17 protein-coding genes are annotated in these 17,816 nt (G+C 65.7%); 2 read left to right on the forward strand and 15 right to left on the reverse strand.

The window, feature by feature from the left end; translation table 11 throughout:
* Positions 1-53: 53 nt before the first annotated feature.
* From C0Z19_RS17890 to C0Z19_RS17920, 7 genes are all read right to left on the reverse strand, one after another.
* A complete protein-coding gene (locus C0Z19_RS17890; RefSeq protein WP_102611170.1) occupies positions 54-776 on the reverse strand; it encodes an ABC transporter ATP-binding protein in 723 nt (240 codons plus the stop codon).
* Complete coding sequence (locus C0Z19_RS17895) at positions 773-1,588, reverse strand: ABC transporter ATP-binding protein (RefSeq protein ID WP_102611171.1); 816 nt, start codon at positions 1,586-1,588, stop codon at positions 773-775. The genes C0Z19_RS17890 and C0Z19_RS17895 overlap by 4 nt, the downstream gene beginning before the upstream one ends.
* On the reverse strand, positions 1,585-2,862 hold the full coding sequence (locus C0Z19_RS17900) for a branched-chain amino acid ABC transporter permease (RefSeq protein WP_332882217.1): 1,278 nt from the start codon (positions 2,860-2,862) through the stop codon (positions 1,585-1,587). The genes C0Z19_RS17895 and C0Z19_RS17900 overlap by 4 nt, the downstream gene beginning before the upstream one ends.
* Positions 2,855-3,793, reverse strand: a complete 939-nt coding sequence (locus tag C0Z19_RS17905; RefSeq protein ID WP_102611172.1) for a branched-chain amino acid ABC transporter permease — start codon at positions 3,791-3,793, stop codon at positions 2,855-2,857. Before C0Z19_RS17905 ends, C0Z19_RS17900 begins: the two co-directional genes overlap by 8 nt.
* Before the next feature lies 1 nt (position 3,794).
* A complete protein-coding gene (locus C0Z19_RS17910; protein WP_102611173.1) occupies positions 3,795-4,250 on the reverse strand; it encodes an acyl-CoA thioesterase in 456 nt (151 codons plus the stop codon).
* A gap of 103 nt (positions 4,251-4,353) precedes the next feature.
* Complete coding sequence (locus tag C0Z19_RS17915; protein WP_102611174.1) at positions 4,354-4,884, reverse strand: NUDIX domain-containing protein; 531 nt, start codon at positions 4,882-4,884, stop codon at positions 4,354-4,356.
* Positions 4,885-4,967: 83 nt separating this feature from the next.
* Entirely contained in the window at positions 4,968-6,233 is a 1,266-nt protein-coding gene (locus tag C0Z19_RS17920; RefSeq protein ID WP_102611175.1) for a YbfB/YjiJ family MFS transporter, read from the reverse strand.
* A gap of 255 nt (positions 6,234-6,488) precedes the next feature.
* Between C0Z19_RS17920 and C0Z19_RS17925 the strand changes: the two genes are divergently transcribed.
* A complete protein-coding gene (locus C0Z19_RS17925) occupies positions 6,489-7,439 on the forward strand; it encodes a LysR family transcriptional regulator (protein ID WP_102611176.1) in 951 nt (316 codons plus the stop codon).
* 13 nt (positions 7,440-7,452) lie between these two features.
* Here the strand turns inward: C0Z19_RS17925 and C0Z19_RS17930 are convergent, their stop codons facing one another.
* The 6 genes from C0Z19_RS17930 to C0Z19_RS17955 form a co-directional block, all read right to left on the reverse strand.
* Positions 7,453-7,818: a response regulator gene (locus C0Z19_RS17930; protein WP_102611177.1), complete on the reverse strand. Its 366-nt coding sequence runs from the start codon at positions 7,816-7,818 to the stop codon at positions 7,453-7,455.
* Positions 7,819-7,935: 117 nt separating this feature from the next.
* A complete protein-coding gene (locus C0Z19_RS17935; protein ID WP_102611178.1) occupies positions 7,936-8,526 on the reverse strand; it encodes a hypothetical protein in 591 nt (196 codons plus the stop codon).
* On the reverse strand, positions 8,523-9,245 hold the full coding sequence (locus C0Z19_RS17940; RefSeq protein WP_102611179.1) for a methyl-accepting chemotaxis protein: 723 nt from the start codon (positions 9,243-9,245) through the stop codon (positions 8,523-8,525). The genes C0Z19_RS17935 and C0Z19_RS17940 overlap by 4 nt, the downstream gene beginning before the upstream one ends.
* A 113-nt stretch (positions 9,246-9,358) precedes the next feature.
* Entirely contained in the window at positions 9,359-11,764 is a 2,406-nt protein-coding gene (locus tag C0Z19_RS17945) for an ATP-binding protein (protein ID WP_102611180.1), read from the reverse strand.
* Between the two features lie 204 nt (positions 11,765-11,968).
* Positions 11,969-14,593 (reverse strand): alanine--tRNA ligase, encoded by a 2,625-nt coding sequence (gene alaS / locus C0Z19_RS17950; protein WP_102611181.1) that lies wholly within the window; start codon positions 14,591-14,593, stop codon positions 11,969-11,971.
* Between the two features lie 184 nt (positions 14,594-14,777).
* On the reverse strand, positions 14,778-15,032 hold the full coding sequence (locus tag C0Z19_RS17955) for a GlsB/YeaQ/YmgE family stress response membrane protein (RefSeq protein WP_102611182.1): 255 nt from the start codon (positions 15,030-15,032) through the stop codon (positions 14,778-14,780).
* Between the two features lie 396 nt (positions 15,033-15,428).
* Here C0Z19_RS17955 and C0Z19_RS17960 point away from each other — a divergent pair, with 396 nt between their 5' ends.
* Positions 15,429-16,649 (forward strand): CaiB/BaiF CoA transferase family protein, encoded by a 1,221-nt coding sequence (locus C0Z19_RS17960; RefSeq protein ID WP_102611183.1) that lies wholly within the window; start codon positions 15,429-15,431, stop codon positions 16,647-16,649.
* A 140-nt stretch (positions 16,650-16,789) separates the two neighbouring features.
* Here C0Z19_RS17960 and C0Z19_RS17970 read toward each other — a convergent pair whose 3' ends face one another.
* Both C0Z19_RS17970 and C0Z19_RS17975 read right to left on the reverse strand, forming a co-directional pair.
* Complete coding sequence (locus C0Z19_RS17970) at positions 16,790-17,353, reverse strand: RBBP9/YdeN family alpha/beta hydrolase (protein WP_102611184.1); 564 nt, start codon at positions 17,351-17,353, stop codon at positions 16,790-16,792.
* A 194-nt stretch (positions 17,354-17,547) separates the two neighbouring features.
* Positions 17,548-17,751: a YMGG-like glycine zipper-containing protein gene (locus tag C0Z19_RS17975; protein ID WP_102611185.1), complete on the reverse strand. Its 204-nt coding sequence runs from the start codon at positions 17,749-17,751 to the stop codon at positions 17,548-17,550.
* Between the last annotated feature and the right edge of the window lie 65 nt (positions 17,752-17,816).

The raw sequence follows: 17,816 nt of genomic DNA on the forward strand, positions 1-17,816 counted from the left end.
GAAGCGCGCGTACCTACCTGTCCACGCCAGCGGCGATTCGCCTGCGCACGGGCTTACCGTCCGCTCCCAATGGCGATCCATTCGTCGATGGTCGTTGCATCGAGCGCCTCGACCGCACCGTCGAAAACGATACGCCCGTGCCCCATCACCGCGATACGGTCGGCCAGGCGCTGCGCCATCGTCAGCCGTTGTTCGATCAGGAGCACCGCGCCACCCTGCTCGCACAGCGACTGCAAGCATGCCTCGACAGCCGCGACAGCCTGCGGCGCAAGCCCTTCGGTCGGCTCGTCGACCACCACGAGGCGCGGCTCGCCCAAGAGCGCACGCGCCAGCACGAGCATTTGCTGCTCACCGCCCGAGAGGACGCCGGCGCTCGTTGCACGCCGCTGCGCAAGCAGCGGAAACCAATCGAATGTCTCGTCGATCCGGCGCTTCATCGCACGGCCAGTTGCGCGCTGTCCCGGCTTGATGCCGAGCCGCAGGTTTTCTTCGACGGAAAGCGTTGGAAACACTTCGCGTTGCTCGGCGACATAGCCGATTCCGCGGCGCGCAATCTCGAACGTGGGCAGCCCGACGATTTCTTCGCCGGCGAAAACGATCGAACCCGCTCGGCGAACGAGGCCGACGAGCGCCTTCGCAAACGTCGAACGCCCCGAACCATTGCGCCCGCACAACAGGACCAGCTCGCCCGCCTCGATGCGCAGATCCACGCCGTGCAGCACCTGCGCCTCGCCGTACCACGCGCAGACGGAGCCCACTTCGAGCAATACCGTCATGGCGCCGTCCTGCCAGGATCGCGGGGCGGGCCCGGAGGCACGCCCAGGTACGCCTCGCGCACGCGTTCGTCGGCGGCGACCTCCGCGGCGGCGCCGGTCGCGACGATGCGGCCTTGAACCAATACCGAGACGCGATCGGCGAGCGCAAATACGGCGTCCATGTCGTGTTCGATGACGAGCAGCGTCTTGTCTGCCATCACGGCACGCATCCACTCGATCGTACGCGCAGCCTCGTCGCGGTTCATTCCGGCTGTCGGCTCGTCGAGCAGCAGCACGCGCGCGCCGCCCGCCAGCGCAACGCCGAGGTCGAGCCTGCGCTGGGCGCCGTATTCGAGGGTCCCGGCCGGCTGATGCGCCGCAGGTTCGAGCGCGAGATCGACGAGCACGCGCTCGGCTTGGTCTTCGATCGCGCGCGAGCGCCGCCACCACAGCGCCCACTTCGAAAGCAGCCCCGGGACGCCGTGCGCGCTCTGCGTCGCAACGACGCCACACCACGCTGCACACCGCAGATTCTCGAGCACAGTCAAGCGCGCAAAGACGCGCGTCGTCTGAAAGCTGCGCCCCAGTCCCGCGCGGGCGAGGCGATGGGGGCTGCGCCTCGTCACGTCGACGCCATCGAGCCAGACCGTACCCCGATCGGGCCGCAACGCGCCGCCGATGACGTTGAACAAGGTCGACTTCCCCGCACCGTTGGGACCGATCAGCGCATGACGCTCGCCCGCCCTGACCGACAGATCGACACCGTCCAGCACACGCGCAGCGCCGAAGCGCCGGGCGACGCCTTCGAGTTTGAGCGCAACGGGGGCCGTCATCGTGGCGCTCCCTGGCGGGCTCTGATGGACGTGGCCACCCACCTCGCCATCGCAAACCGAGCCGCACCGCCAACGGCGACGAGCGCGCCGAGCATCCACCATGTCATCGCCGCGCTCAAATCGAAGACGAAGGAGCCCACGCGCCAAACGCCGCCGGCATCGGCGGCGAACCGGCGCGCATAGAGCGACTCGACCGCCACAACGAGCGCGGCAAGCCAACTCGCAGTCGCGACGCCGCCCAGCGCATACGCCACGCCGGCCACCCGTACGCCGTTGTGTGCGAAACGCGAACGAAGGGCTCGCCACCACCCTGCGATGCCATCGGGCGATCGCAAGACGACGGCGATGAACAGCAACCCGAGATAAATGGGCCATGCACGCGTCACACCGGCCATGGCGACACTAAGCCCGGTCAACACGAGCGCCCCGACCGCTGGCCCGAAAAACGCCGACGAGCCGCCAATCACGGTCGCGATCAATACAGCGCCCGAGCGCGCCATCGCCACGCTTTCGGAAGAAGCCAATTCGACGTCGATGAGCGTCAGCGTACCGGCGATACCCGCGAAGAAAGCGGCGAAGACGAACATCGCCAGACGAACGCGACGTGGATCGATGCCGAGCGCGTCGACGCGCATCGCGTTGTCCCGCACCGCATTGGCGAGCCGCGCGAGCGGTGTGCGCGTAAGCGCGAACATTGCCACAACCGACAATGCCGTCCACGTCGCAATCACCACGTACGCTTCGCGCGACGAACCAAAGGTCCAGCTACCCCACGCCGGCCCGCTGCCGCGATCGATCGCGACACCGGCCGCACCGCCGAAACCTTCGGGCAACGTCCAAACGGCAGCTGCGACCAGTTCCCCGATGCCGAGCGTGATCATCGCGAACGCGGTGCCGGCGCGGCGCGTCGCGATCGCGCCGAACAGCGCGCCGAACCCTGCACCGGCCACCCCGCCCACGAACGGCAACCACGGCAACGCCACGACGCCGCGATCGAAGCAGTGTGCCGCCGCGAATGCGCCGAGCCCCGCATACGCCGCGTGGCCGAATGACAGCAGCCCCGTCTCGCCGAGCAGCAGGTTATAAGAAAGCGCGAATACGATCATGGCCGCAGCTTGCGCGAGATAAGCGAACATCCAGCTGTCATTCACCATGGCGATAGGCGCCGCGAGCAGCAACGCGCCGATGATCCACGGCGCGCTTGCGCCAAGCCGGCGGCCAGGGGCATCGCGGTGGCGCATCGGCGCTTCTTTCGTTTCCTTCGCGTCAAGCATCGTCTTCGCGCCGTCCGAAGAGTCCACGCGGACGGCAAGCCAGCATGGCGACAAGCAGCGCGTACGGAAGCAGCGGCGCGATTTGCGCCACCGCAAGCGTCGCCCAGGCGGGCGGCAGTTGCAGGCCCACCATCTTAAACAGCGCCCCGAGAGAAGCGGCGCTGCCCACGGCCCACGTTTGAACGCAGCCGATCAGCAGCGACGCCGCAAACGCACCGCCGAGCGAGCCCAGGCCGCCCACGATGACGACGACGAAGACGATCGAACCCACCGCCTCGGCCATGCCCGGCTCGACAACGGCGAGCGGCGCGCCGATCACGCCGGCCAGCGCGGCCAGCGCGGTGCCGACCGCAAAGACGAGCGTGCCGATGCGTGCAACGTCGTGACCGAGCGCCTCGACGGCGCGCGCATGCGTCAGCGCCGCACGTAGCACGAGGCCCGTGCGCGACGTGCGCAGCAGCGCATACAACGCGGCGAGGGTGCCGAGCGATACGCACATCATGAACGCACGATAGCGCGAGAACGACGTCTCGCCCCATCTGACGAGCGGCCCGTCGAGCAGCGCCGGCAGCGCGACCGAGACGCTGCCGAGGCCCCACACGAGCTTGACGACTTCGGCGAGCAGATAGGCGAGTCCGAACGTGAGCAGCAACTCGTGCAAAGGACCATTGACGCGGGCGCGGCGCAACAACGTGCGTTCGAGCGCAGCGCCGATGACCCCGACGACGACCGGCGCACAGACGAGCGCCACCGCGAAGCCGGCATGCGTGGCGACGCTGTAGCCGAGATAGGCGCCGAGCATGTAGAAGCTCGCATGCGCGAAGTTGAGCACGCCGAGCATGCTGAAGATGAGCGTGAGCCCTGCCGACAACATGAACAGCAGCAAGCCGTAGCTGAGGCCATTCAGCGTGGCGACGGCGAATGCCTGCACGTTAATCGCGCCCTTCTTGCGCCGCGGCAACGAGCGGCGCGAGTGCCAGGCGCAACGGCTGAGGCAGTCCGGCGGGACGGCGCGTCGCCCGATCGACGTAGACATGCACGAAGTGACCTTGTGCCGCGGCTTGCTCGCTGCCTTCCCTGAACAGCCCGACTTCGTATCGCACGCTCGATGCACCCAACCGGGCCACGCGCAACCCCGCTTCCACGCGCTCGGGAAACACGAGCGGCGAAAAGTAATTGCACTGCGTCTCGACCACGAGCCCGATCGTCGCACCTTGCTCGAAGTCGAGCACGCCTGCACGAATCAGATACTCGTTGACTACCGTGTCGAAGTAACTGTAGTAGACGACGTTGTTGACGTGCCCATACACGTCGTTGTCCATCCAGCGTGTCGTGATCGGCAGAAAGTGACGATAGGCGTCGCGCGAAGCCGGCGTGGGTTTGCTCATGGTGCGCAATCCGAAGACGAAGGTGAGAACGATGTGGCAGAACGAAGCGCGCCGTTTCGATCCGAAGAACCGGGCCGGCTGGCTGTCCCGCTCATTGGCCCGCTCATTGTCCCGGCTTCTCGACGAACTCGAACGGCAGCGCCCGGCGGCGCATCCAATCGGCGAGCGCCAGCCCCGTAGCCGCGCGCCAGGGCCGCAGCCTGGCCGGTTCGACGAGACGATACTCGAGCAGCTCGGGCGAGAGCGAAATCTCGCCTTCTGCCTTGACGTGATAGGCGATGATGAGCTCGTTCTTGCGGATGAAATCGTACACGCCGACCAGTTCGGTTTCGCGCACGTACAGCGACGTCTCCTCGAGCACTTCGCGCGCGATGCCGGCCTCGGGCGTTTCGCCCTGCTCCAGGAAACCCGTGATCAACGCGAAGACGCCTTCGGCCCATGCGGCGTTGCGCGCGAGCAGAATCTTGCCCTCGTATTCGACGATGGCAGCGACGACGGGCAACGGATTGTTCCAATGGACGTAGCCGCAGGCGTCGTCGGGACAGACGCGGCGCAGCCGGCCGCCTTCCGCGGCCGCATCGGCCCGCTCGACGAGCGCGCTCGCGCAGCGCGGACAAAATCGGTAGTCGCTCATGGGTCAGAAAGAATGCGGGCAAGCGGCGCCCGATGGCCGAAACGCGCTAATTCTAGCGGCTTTGCGTCGGCCCGTGCCCCGGCTCAATCATCGACCGCGCGCGACTTGACCGCCAGCACGACGAGCCCCACCGCCCCCACGAGGAGCACGAACGCTGCGAGCCACAACGCCGGCGCGAACGAACCGACGCGTGCGGCGATCGGCGCGGCCACGAGCGGTCCGGCAATCTGACCGACCCCGTATGCAGCCGTCGCATAGCCCATCAGGCCGGCGGCGTGATCGCCATGCAGCCGCCGCGCCTCGCGCATCGCAAACAGCGTGATGGCCGTGAACGGCAAGCCGATCAAAACGCTGCCGACGGCAAAGCCCGCGGCCGTCGGGAAGACGATGCCAAGCGAGATGCCGACAGCTTGCACGATGTAGCAGCCGGCGAGCAGCAGGCGGTTGTCCCACTGCGCGGGCAGGCGTGCGGCAAGCAGCGAACCGGGGATCAGCGCAGCGCCGAACATCGGCCAAAAGAGATCGGGCCAGCTCGACCCGGGCAACGCATGACGGGCGATGACGGGCAGAAACGTGGCCGTGATGATGTAGCCGAAGCCCGGCATACCGTACAGCACGACCAGCCAGATGCCTTGCAGACGGCGCTCGGCCGCGCTCATCGGGGCCGCTGCGCCCGGTACCTGCGGGGAGCGGGAGGCTGGGTGGGCGCCGGCTGCCTTGGGCGCCGCAGCCGCGGCGCTTGCGGCGCCGCTCGCGCGCGCGAAGGTACGCCAGACGAAGGCCGTCGAGACAGCGCAAAGCGCCCCGAACAAGAGCCAGCCGAACGCGGGGCCCTGCCGCGCCGCCGCGCTGACCATGAGCCCGGTGACAACAATGCCGATACCGGGCCCGGTATAGATCACGCCACCCCACGCCGGGGCGCCGAGCCGCGTCAGCCGCGCAAGCCCCCATTGCGACGCGAACACGAATGTCCACGCACTGACGACGCCCGCGACGAAGCGAACGACCACCCACACAGGAAAACGGGTCGTCAGTCCCATCGCCAGCGTCAGGACGACGGTGACGACGAGCCCGGCACGCACCATCCGCGAGTGCTCGATCGGCACAAACGCGCAGGTCAGCGCACCGATGAAGTACCCGGCGTAATTGGCCGAAGCGAGCAGGCCCCCTTCCCGCAAATCGAGCACCCCGACGCGCAGCATCAGCGGCAACAGCGGCGTAAAGGCGAAGCGGCCGACGCCGAGCGCGACGGCCAACGCGATCATGCAGGCGATCGCAACGCGTGCGGCGCTGGCGGCCTCCGCACTCGGGCGAAAAGCGGCGCCATGCATGGAATCGGAGCGGGCCATCGAGAAATCCTCACTGCTTTCGGTTGAAGTTCGAGTCGAAGTCGAAGTCGAGGCTGAAGCGCAAGCCAGGCCTTAAGGGCTGACGATTGCCGGTGAGCCGACAAGCGACGGAGCACGCGCAATGCCGCGCCGGCAGACCATGCCATCAACCCTACCTGAAACAGCATCCGCTCTTCGACCACACCCGATAGTAGCTTGCTGCAAGAATCAAGGAAAATGAATAATATGGATTCAATCTATCTCCCGGAGAGAATCATGGATCTGGCCGCGCTGACGATTTTCCGCGCTGTCGTGCGCGAAAACGGCGTGACGCGCGCCGCCCAAAAGCTCAATCGCGTGCAGTCGAATGTGACGATGCGGATCAAGCAGTTGGAACAGCAGCTTGGCGTGGAATTGTTCGCGCGCGACGGCCGGCGCCTCGTGCTGACGCCGGCCGGTCGCGCGTTGCTGCCCTACGCGGAACGTTTGCTGGCGCTTGCCGACGAAGCCCGCCATGCCGTGCGCGAGGATCGTCCGCGCGGCCGCCTCGCACTGGGTGCGATGGAAAGCGCGGCGGCGAGCCGCCTGCCGCGCGTGCTGGCCGCCTATCACCAGCGATGGCCCGAGGTCGAACTCGAACTGAGCACGGGTACGACGGGCTGTCTGATCGATCGCGTCCGCGAATTCGAAATCGACGCGGCGCTTGTCGCCAAGCCGCCAGACGCATCGGCGCTGACCGATGCGTTCGATTGCGTACCGATTTTCAGCGAGGAGCTGGTGATGGTGACCCCGCGCGGCCACCGCGCGATCCGTGCCGCCAACGATGTCGCGCTCTCGACGCTCGTTGCGTTCGAACGCGGTTGCGCCTACCGAAGTTACATCGAGCGCTGGTATGCCGAGCACGACATCAGGCCCGCGCGCGTGCTCGAACTAGGCTCGTACCATGCCATCGTGGCTTGCGTGGCGGCGGGCGCGGGCGTCGCGGTCGCGCCGCGGTCGGTGTTGGAGTTGCTGCCGGGCGGGGCGCAAGAGGTTGCCGTTCATCCGCTCGGCGCACTGGGGATCGTGCCCACGCTGTTGATTTGGCGACACGGACACTACTGCGCGGCGCTCGATGCGTTGCGCGAGGCGCTGCTCGAATCTGCGGCTGCGCAGGACCCGCCAGCCGAGCCGCTCGCCCCTTTTCTTCGGGAGGAGCGCCCCGGCACGCCATTGACGACACGCTAAGCGCCTCGCCCGCTCAACCCGCGAGCTTCCTGAACGTTTCGAGCACCGCTTCGCCTTTGAACGGCTTGACGATCCAGCCCTTGACGCCGGCCGCTTTGCCGCGTTCTTTCATAGCCGGGCTGCTTTCGGTCGTCAGCATGATGACGTTGACCGCAGGATTCGCCAATTCGCCGCGGATCTTTTCGACCATCGTCAGCCCGTCCATATTGGGCATATTGACGTCGCTGATGACGAGTCGCACCCCCGGGTTCGTCTTCATCTTGGCCAGCCCGTCTTTGCCGTCGACGGCCGTGTCGACGTCCAGACCATTCTTGCGCAGGAAGCCTGCCACTTCATCACGGACGGTGCTTGAATCGTCCACCACCAGAATCTTTGCCATCTCTGACTCTCGCATTGATGTTGAAAGTTGGCCGCACACTCGGTCGCCGGCTTCGATCCCCGCGTCGACGTTTGCGGCCGCGCTGCAATCGAAGCAGGGTTGCGCAAGCGGCTGCCGCTAAAACAGCTCCAACTCGCCGGCGCTCTCATGGACCTGCGCCACCTGCGCAGCGAAGTCGAGCGGCTCGCGCGCACAGACGCATAACGTCGCGCGGAGCCGCGCGGCATACTCGACCGTGATGTCGTACGCGGCGACATGGTTGGGTTTGAGTTCGCTCAAATAGCTCATGCACTCGCTCGACAGCGTGTACGGCGTCGACATCCCGAGATGAGGGAAGTGCTCGACGAGTTGCTGATTGACGGCCCCGCAGCAGAGGTTGCCGATCTCCATCGCCGCCTCGCGCAACGTTCTATCCGTGGCCTGACCCTGGCTCGCGTAGTACGCGTGCGTCGCCTCATCGTCGGCGAACTGCAGTAGAAGCACCACGCGAAAGCCGATCGACGCGATCGTCAACACATGGACTTCGGCGCTCGGCCCATGCTCGTACCCGTGCCCGTGCTCGGGATTGCCGCCCACCTCGTCATCGTTGTGTCTGCGTACGACGATGGGCACGATGTCGCAGGCATGCGTCGGCTCCGTGGTCAACCGTGTGCGCGCCGCCTGAAAAAAGATGCGCTCGAAGCTGTCCTTCGCTGCCTGGCTGATCACGTCGGATTCCGTTGAAGCTTCGATTGAAACTGACCCGCAAGCGCTTCGACGCTACCAAGCGCCGCCGTGATCATCTTGCCGCCGGCCTGAATGTCCTGGAACGTCGCCGTCGTAACGAGGTCGTTGCGATCGAGACTGTCGCGGTAGCTCTTCGACAATTCCTGCGAACGCGTGGCAAGCGCACGCACTTCGCCGGCGACGATCGAGAAGCCGCGCCCCGCTGCACCCGCGCGCGCCGCTTCGATCGATGCATTGAGCGAGACCATCAGCACGTGGTTGACGATGCGCGCGAGTTCGTGATTCTTGCGATGCATGTCCTGGTTTTGCGCCATCAGCGAAATCATCTGCTCGTGCCAGCGCTCGAACGTCGCCGCGAACTGCTTGAGACGCGCCGCTTCGTCCTCGATGCGCTTCGCGTGCGCGAGGAGATCGTCATGACGCGCGAGCGCTTCGCCGAGCGCCGAGCGCGCCATCGACGCGTCGTTCGATGCATTCGCCAGTTTGTCGGCAAGGCGCCCGGTTTCGACTTCGAGTTCGCCTACGCGGGCCTGATGCGCGGCAACTGCCGCCTCGGCCCGCGCCCGCTCTTCGTCATGCGCAGCATTGAGCTGCGCAAGCGCCTCGCCGTGGGCACGCTTCGCGCGCGCGAGCACGCGCCCATGTGCAATGAGCGCCACCAACACGGCGAGCGCACATACCGCCACCGCTATCGCCAACATCCAATTCGTTAGAACCACAGCTTTCCCCGACGCTTCCTGCCAGACCTTCCTGATCGATCGCTCAGACCCACGCGCCCGCTCGCGCGGACACTCCGCTTCTGCCCGCTCGCCGCTTACGCGAGTGCGTCGCCGCGCGCCGCCTTTACGCTCGCCGCAACGGGCGCGTCCCGGCCGACGGGCGCACCCAGACTGTCGACCACCCACGCCTCCGGCAGGTAGACGATCGTCTGGAACCGCCGGAATTCCGCACCGCGGCGCTCGTCAGTGAAACGCAGCTCGATCCGTCCATGCTCGCGTTCGAGCATCTCCTTGACGGCGTCCATGCCCACCCCGCGCCCGGAGACTTCGGTCACGGCCTTGGCCGTCGAGAAACCGGCACGGAAAATGAAGCGGGCTACCGCTTCATCGCCAATTTCCTGATTCGGCTCGATCCAGCCGCGCTCGACTGCGATCGAGCGAATGCGCGCCAGCGCCAGTCCGCGACCGTCGTCGCTCAGTGTGATTTGCAGCGCGCCGGCGTCGACACCGACTTCGACCTCGATCGCGCCCGCTGCGGGCTTGCCGACGGCCGTGCGCTCGTCGGCCGATTCGATGCCGTGATCGACGCTATTGCGCAGCAGATGCGTGAAAACATCGCGCAGCGCACCGCTCGCATGGCGACGCAAGCGATAACCGTTGTCGTCGATCGTGACCGTCGGCGCGCTTTTGCCGAGTTCGCTCGCGAGCGACGGCAGCGAGTCGATCGGTCCCGACAGCGCCTGCGCGAAGCTCTCCGTATCGAGCAGTCGCAACGTACGCCTGACGGTGTCGCGCATGCCGACGAGCCCGAGCAGATCGTCCTCGCCCACCGAGTCGACAAGCCGCAGGCTTTCGTCGATATGCGACCGATCGACGACCATGTAGCGCCCGCTCTGCGGCTGATGCACGCTGCCGACGGGGCCCGTGCGGCCGAGATTGACTTCGTTGATCGTCGCATAATGCTCGACAGCCGCCTTGACGCGAGCCAGTTCTGCGATCGAGGCTTCACGGTCCCACGCCTCACCCGCGCCGAGGCGTCGCATCTCGTCGTACCGTTGCTCGGCCTCGTGAACGATGCTCGTCAGATGACGCAAACCATAGGTGCGCGCGTTGCCCTTGATCGTATGCATGTTGCGGAACAGCTCGGCCAGCGCCGACTCGTCCGCGTGCTCGTGCTGGCCGATGATCCGTTCGTTGTCGTGGATGAAGCCCTTCGCGCTCTCGACGAATTGATGAAACTTGTCCTGACTGACGGCCAGGATCTCGCCGATCATTTCGAGTTGTCGTTTTTGTTCGGTCGATTCGGCCGCGAGGCGCCGCAGTTCGGTCACGTCGCGCACGCAAAGCATGAGGCGCATGACGGTGTCGGTCTCGTCGGTGATGGCGGACCAGCTCAGATCAAGCGTCTTGATGCGCCCGTCCGCCATCGCCCTGGCGACTTCGTTGACGAGCAGATGCTCGTTGAACGCGAAGTTGATCGCGTCTTCACCGATACAGGCATGAATGGCCGCTTCGACTTGCGAGCGCGTATCGGCATCGAGGCTCGTGTCGCCGAAGACGAGCGACATGACATCGCGGCCCGCAATGTCTTCGCTTTCGAAAATCGCCTCGAGATACGCCGAGTATTCGCCATGCACGATACCGCCGTCGACGACCGTCAGGATGCCTTGCTGCATATTCTGCAACATCGCCTGAATGTCGGCCGTCTTCTGCTTCAACTGCAGCGAGCTCTGCTCGATCTTTTCGATCATGTCGTTGAACGCGGCGATCGAGCGGCCGATTTCGTCCATACGCGCGACGGGCACGCGCCGCGTGAAATCCTGCTTCGATGCGATCTCGCTCATCTCGGACTGCATGCGCATCAACGGCCGCGTGATCTGGCGATAGAGCAACACGCCGATCCCGATCAGCATGGCGATGGCGACGGCCGTCGCACCGCCGATCGCGCTCGTCGTCGTGGCGAGCATGCCGTTGAGCGCGCCGATCGCATCGTCCTTCTGGCGGTTCTTCTCGATCCGCATCGTCTCGACGATCCCTTCGAGTTCGTTCCGGTATTCGCCGACGTCCGCGAACAGGAATGCCTGCGCGAGTTCGTTCTTGCCCGCGGCTTTCATCTTTTCGGTTTCGTCGATGGCGGCGAAGTAGTTGGCGAGGCTCTCGTCCGCCTGCGTCACGAGCCCTTTCTGCGCGTGGCTCGCCGCGGCCCGTGCCTGCACCTCGAGCGACCGACGCAGTTGCTCTTGCTTCGTCGTCAATTGCGCTTGCGCCTGCGAGACCATGTTGGCATCGGGCGCATAGACAAGCGTCATCGTGGCAAGTTGAACGTCCTTCACTTCGGCCACGAGATCGCTCGACGCAAGCGCACTCGGCACGACACCTTGTGTGACCTCGCGAACCTGGTCGGCGCTGCGACGCGCTTGATACGTGGCATAGCCGCCGATCGACGCGAGTGCGACGAACATGAGCAGCACCAATAACGTGATGCGATGACGAATCGTCATGCTGATCCCCGATGCGTGGTCTATCGCGCGCGATCTTTGCCGCACGCGGATTTTGCTTTGTAGTGAATCTTTACTTCGTTGAGCGTGATTATCGAGGCGCGCTCATGACGAAGTGATGACCGAAGCAAACGGGGATGCCCAGATACAAAAAGGCCGCATGCAGCAAATCTGCAAGCGGCCTTCGATCAAGCGATGAAACCGGGTTTACAACTGCCCTTGCACCCACTCCTTGACGCCGGCAAGCGCCGCAGGCAGCTTCGCAGGCTCGGTCCCGCCCGCCTGCGCCATGTCGGGCCGCCCACCGCCCTTGCCGCCCACCTGCTGCGCGACGAAGTTGACGAGTTCGCCCGCCTTCACCTTCTTGCTCGCGTCGGCCGTCACGCCCGCGATGAGGCTGACCTTGCCGCCGTCCACGGCCGCAAGCACGATCGCCGCGTGCTTGAGCTTGTCCTTGAGCTTATCGACGGTCTCGCGCAGCGTCTTGACGTCCGCACCTTCGAGCGTCGCCGCGAGCACCTGCACGCCGGCCACCTCTACAGCCTGCGCGGCGAGTTCGTCGCCCTGGCTCGATGCGAGCTTCGACTTGAGCGCCGCCAGCTCCTTCTCGAGCGACTTGACCTGCTCTTGCACCTGCGCCACCCGTTGCGTCAATTCCGAGGGCTGCGCCTTCAGCGCGGACGCTACTGCGTTGACGCGGCTCTCGAGCCCTTGCACGTAACGCACGGCGTTATCGCCCGTGATCGCTTCGACGCGACGAATCCCGGCTGCCACGCCCGTCTCGCCCACAATCTTGAACAAACCGATGTCACCCGTGCGGTGCACGTGCGTGCCGCCGCAGAGCTCGCGCGAGAAACCCAGATCGAGCACGCGCACTTCGTCGCCATACTTCTCGCCGAACAGCGCCATCGCGCCGCCCTTCACCGCCTCGTCGTAAGGCATCACACGCACGATGCCGGGCGCATTGGCGAGCACCTCCGCATTGACGATATCTTCGACGCGACGAATTTCTTCATCGGACAGCGGGGCGTTATGCGCGAAGTCGAAGCGCGTCTTCTCGTCGTCGACGAGCGAGCCCTTCTGCTGCACGTGGCCGCCGAGCACTTCGCGCAGCGCCTTGTGCATCAAGTGCGTCGCGGAGTGATTGCGCGCCGTGCGCGCGCGGCGAATCGCGTCGATCTCGGCCTTGACGACATCGCCGACTTTCAGCCTGCCTTGTTCGAGCGAACCGTGATGGCCGATCACGTCGGCCTGCACCTTCAGCGTATCGGCCACGGTGAAGCGCACGCTCGCGTTCGCGAGCACGCCCGTATCGCCAACCTGCCCGCCCGACTCCGCATAGAACGGCGTGTGGTCGAGCACGACGACGGCCTGCTGGCCATGCTGCACTTCATCGACGGCCGTTCCGTCGACATAGAGCGCCACGATCTTCGCATCGTCGAAGATCGCCTCTTCGTAGCCGTGGAACGTCGTCTTCGCGCCGGAATACTCGAGGCCTTGCGCCGCCTTGAACTTGCCGGCCGCGCGTGCCTGTTCGCGCTGGCGCGACATCGCTTCGTCGAAGGCCGGCTCGTCCACCGTCATGCCGCGCTCGCGGCACACGTCGGCCGTCAGGTCGAGCGGAAAGCCGTACGTGTCGTGCAGCTTGAACGCGAGATCGCCGGAGAGAATCTTGCCGCCTTTGCTTTCGAGCGCGGCCAGCGCCTCGTCGAGAATCGACATGCCATGTTCGATCGTCTCGAAGAAACGCTCTTCTTCCTGGCGCAGCACGTCGGTGACGCGCGCTTGCGCATCGGCGAGCTCGGGATAAGCGCCGCCCATCTGGGCGACGAGATCGGCCACGAGCTTATGGAAGAACGCATGCTTGCAGCCGAGCTTGTAGCCGTGACGAATCGCGCGCCGCACGATCCGGCGCAGCACATAGCCGCGCCCTTCGTTGCCGGGAATGACGCCGTCGACGATCAGGAACGAGCACGCGCGAATGTGATCGGCGATCACCTTCAGCGAATTGTTCGAGAGATCGGCCACCCCCGTTTCACGCGCTGCCGCCTGGATCAGCGCCTGGAACAGATCGATCTCGTAGTTGCTATGCACGTGCTGCAGGACGGCCGCGATCCGCTCCAAACCCATGCCCGTGTCGACGCACGGCTTGGGCAGCGGCGTCATGTTGCCCTGGGCATCACGGTTGAACTGCATGAACACGAGATTCCAGATCTCGATGTAACGATCGCCGTCTTCCTCCGGCGAGCCCGGGGGGCCACCCCATACGTCGGGCCCGTGATCGTAGAAGATTTCCGAGCACGGACCGCACGGCCCCGTATCGGCCATCTGCCAGAAGTTGTCCGATGCGTAGCGCGCGCCTTTGTTGTCGCCGATGCGAATGATGCGCTCGGTCGGCACGCCGACTTCCTTGGCCCACATATCGTAGGCTTCGTCGTCTTCCTGATAGACCGTCACCCAGAGCTTTTCCTTCGGCAGCCGGTAGACGGTCGTCAGCAATTCCCACGCGTAGTGGATGGCGTCGCGCTTGAAATAATCGCCGAACGAGAAGTTGCCGAGCATCTCGAAGAACGTGTGGTGCCGCGCGGTGTAGCCGACGTTTTCGAGGTCGTTGTGCTTGCCGCCCGCGCGCACGCTGCGCTGCGCCGTCGTGGCGCGCGAATACGGCCGCGACTCCGCGCCGAGGAACACGTCTTTGAACTGCACCATCCCCGAATTGGTGAAGAGCAGTGTCGGATCGTTACCGGGCACGAGGCTCGACGAGCGGACGATCGTATGGCCCTTCGATTCGAAGAACCTGAGGAATTTCTCGCGGATTTCGGCGGCTTTCATAGAAAACTGAGGGGGGACGGTCTCGACTGGAAACCGGCCGCGCCCCAATGCACATGGCGCTGGGCCGTTTTCCCCTAAACGGCCCATTATACGGAATTGTCGGACGCACGCGCCGCAAGCGCGGCCCTGCGCTGCGCAACGACGCACGGACCCGCCTGCCAGGCCGGGCCCGGATCTGACGCGATCACACGGCGCGCCTGACGAGTCGAATGACGAAGAGGAGCACCACGGCGCCGATGACGGCCACAATCAGCGAGCTGAAAAATCCGCCACCGATATGAAGGTGCAGCACCGAGGCCAGCCATCCGCCGACAAACGCGCCGACAATGCCGACGATGATGTCGACGATCAGGCCGAAACCGCCCCCTTTCATGATGATTCCGGCCAGCCAGCCCGCAAGGGCGCCAATGATCAGCCAGACGATCAGACCATGTTGCATTGCGCTTTCTCCGATGTGTTTTGGGTATTCTTCCCGGCACCGACGGCGCTTGGCGGGCGCGAAGTGCCGAGCCGCTGGGAAACGCAGAATTGCTCGCTAGTCTATCCGCTGCCGGCCCGTCTGGGACGCCTCCTAACGCACGATGACGATTGTTTAATCGCATCGCCCATAGCGAGCGATTCGCCCAGGATGCAGCGATTCATGCGAGCCAAAACCGGGCGAACGGCGTGCGGGCGGACAGACGTGCGGCAGTGCATCTGGCGCGACGGCCAGTCTGGCCCAACGGCCTGGTACAGCGGTGCGGCTCGCTCGGGTAACATCCTCCCGACGCCCGCAGCCCGGCGCGGCCCCGCGCCGCCGGCCGCCCGACCGACTACACCAGGAGACACTGTTCACATGGGAGCGCTCAGCCATATCCGCGTGCTCGACCTGACCCGCGTGCTCGCGGGTCCGTGGTGCGCGCAAACGCTCGCCGATCTCGGCGCCGACGTGATCAAGATCGAGCGCCCCGGCGTCGGCGACGACACGCGCCACTGGGGGCCGCCGTACCTGAAAACGCCCGACGGCGCGGACACGCGCGAGGCGGCCTACTATCTGTGCGCCAATCGCAACAAGCGCTCGGTTACGGTCGATATCGCCACGCCCGAAGGGCAGCAGATCGTGCGCGAGCTGGCCGCCACGAGCGACGTCGTTCTCGAAAACTACAAGGTCGGCCAGTTGAAGAAATACGGCCTCGATTACGAATCGCTCAAAGCGGTCAAGCCCGATCTCGTCTACTGCTCCGTGACGGGCTTCGGGCAGACGGGCCCGCTCGCCGAGCGCGCCGGCTACGACTTCATCGTGCAAGGCATGGGCGGCTTCATGAGCATCACGGGCGAGCGCGACGCCTTGCCCGGCGGCGGGCCGCAAAAAGCCGGCGTGGCGATCGCCGATCTGATGACGGGCATGTATTCGACGGTAGCGGTCCTGGCCGCCCTGGCCCACCGCGACCGCACGGGCGAAGGCCAAGCCATCGACATGGCGTTGCTCGACGTGCAGGTGGCGATGCTGGCGAACGTCGGCTCGAACTTCCTCGCCAGCGGCAAGGCGCCGCAGCGTTGGGGCAACGCGCATCAGAACATCGTCCCGTACCAGGCGTTCCGGACGAGCGACAGCTGGATCATCGTCGCCGTCGGCAACGACGGGCAGTTTCGCAAGTTCGTCGAAGTGGGCGGGCGCCCCGAACTCGCGGACGATGCGCGCTTCGCCACGAATCCCGAACGTGTGCGCCATCGCGACGTGCTCGTGCCGATCGTGGCCGAGATGGTCAGGACGCGCGGCAAGCGCGAGTGGATCGAGGCGTTGGAAGCGGCTGGCGTGCCGTGCGGACCGATCAACGATGTCGCCGAGGTATTCGACGACGAGCAGGTGCGCGCACGCGGCATGCGGGTCGAGGCGCCGCATCCGAGCGGCGCGGTGGCCCCGCTCGTGCGCAACCCGATCCGTATGAGTGCGACGCCGCCCGAAGTCCGTAGCGCCCCGCCCACGCTCGGCGAGCACACGCAGGCGGTGCTGCGCGACGTGCTCGGCTACGACGAAGCGACCATCGCCGGGCTGCGCGGCAAGGCGGTGATTTGATCCGCCGACAGATCGGCAACTCCTCGGGCAATGAAGCGGGTAACGAAGCGGGCAATGACGCGGGCGAGGAATCGAGCAATGAACCGCCCGCATCAGCCCGCTTGTCAGCCCACCCGTCAGCCCACTAATCAGCCCACTAATCAGCCGGCAATGCAGCCGACAAGCGACGCGAGCCAGCGCCGGGCCTCTTCCCAATCGCCGAGGCCGCTCTCGGCGTTGATATGGCCGCGCGGCCCGATGTCGATGAAGCGGCTGCCCCAGCCCATGGCGCAGCGTTCGGCGAAGGCGAGCGTGCCATATGGGTCGTCGCTGCTGGCCACGACGATCGACGGGAACGGCAGCGGTTCGAGCGCGATCTCGTCATAGCCGTGGGCATCGCGCGGAAACGCCGGGCCGGCCGGATCGGGCGGCGCGACCAGCAACGCCCCGGCGATCTTGCCCAGTTGCGCAGATGACGCGAGGCGCAGCGCCCACTGCGCCACCGTCAAACAACCGAGGCTATGCGCCGCCAGGCAAATCGGCCCGCGCGGCTCGTCCGCGACTGCGCGATCGAGCGTTGCACACCACGTTGCGCGCACCGGGTGATCCCAGTCGGGCATCGCCACGCGCGCGAACGACGCCTCCAGGGCCTCCCATCGCGTTTGCCAATGGCCGGGGCCCGAGTTTGCGTAGCCGGGAAGGACGAGTGTTTTAGCCTGATTCATCGAGTGGAGCGCTGCACGAAGAGCCGCATGCGCACTGACGCATGCCGTTTGAAGGTTCGCGCGTAGTATAAGCGCCCGACCGTTCGCTCAAAGCAGAGCCTTCCGATGAACCTCGCGCAACGGCCGTGCAGCCCGGAGCCGCAGTCGCGCCGGGCCGTTTCGGGGGAGGGCCGCCCCATGCCGCTTGCGCGCCTTTAGCGCCCCGCGCCGATGACGCCGCCGACGGCGGCGCCGGCGATCGTGCCGATCGGCCCGCCGGTCAGCACGTAGCCGATCGCGCCGCCTGCAGTGGCGCCGATGGCAGCATGTTTCTGCGAGCGGGTCATCGACGAGCAGGCTGCGAGGCTCGACAACAGCAGGGCGACGACGGAAAGTTTGGCGAGCGACGAAATCTTCATGACCGATAGGCGTATGAGAACGGAAACGACGGGGCCGAAAGGGTTCCGGCAGTATGCGGGTCGCA

Origin of the sequence: Trinickia soli (assembly GCF_002879855.1) — a bacterium.
Classification (GTDB): Bacteria; Pseudomonadota; Gammaproteobacteria; order Burkholderiales; family Burkholderiaceae; genus Trinickia; species Trinickia soli.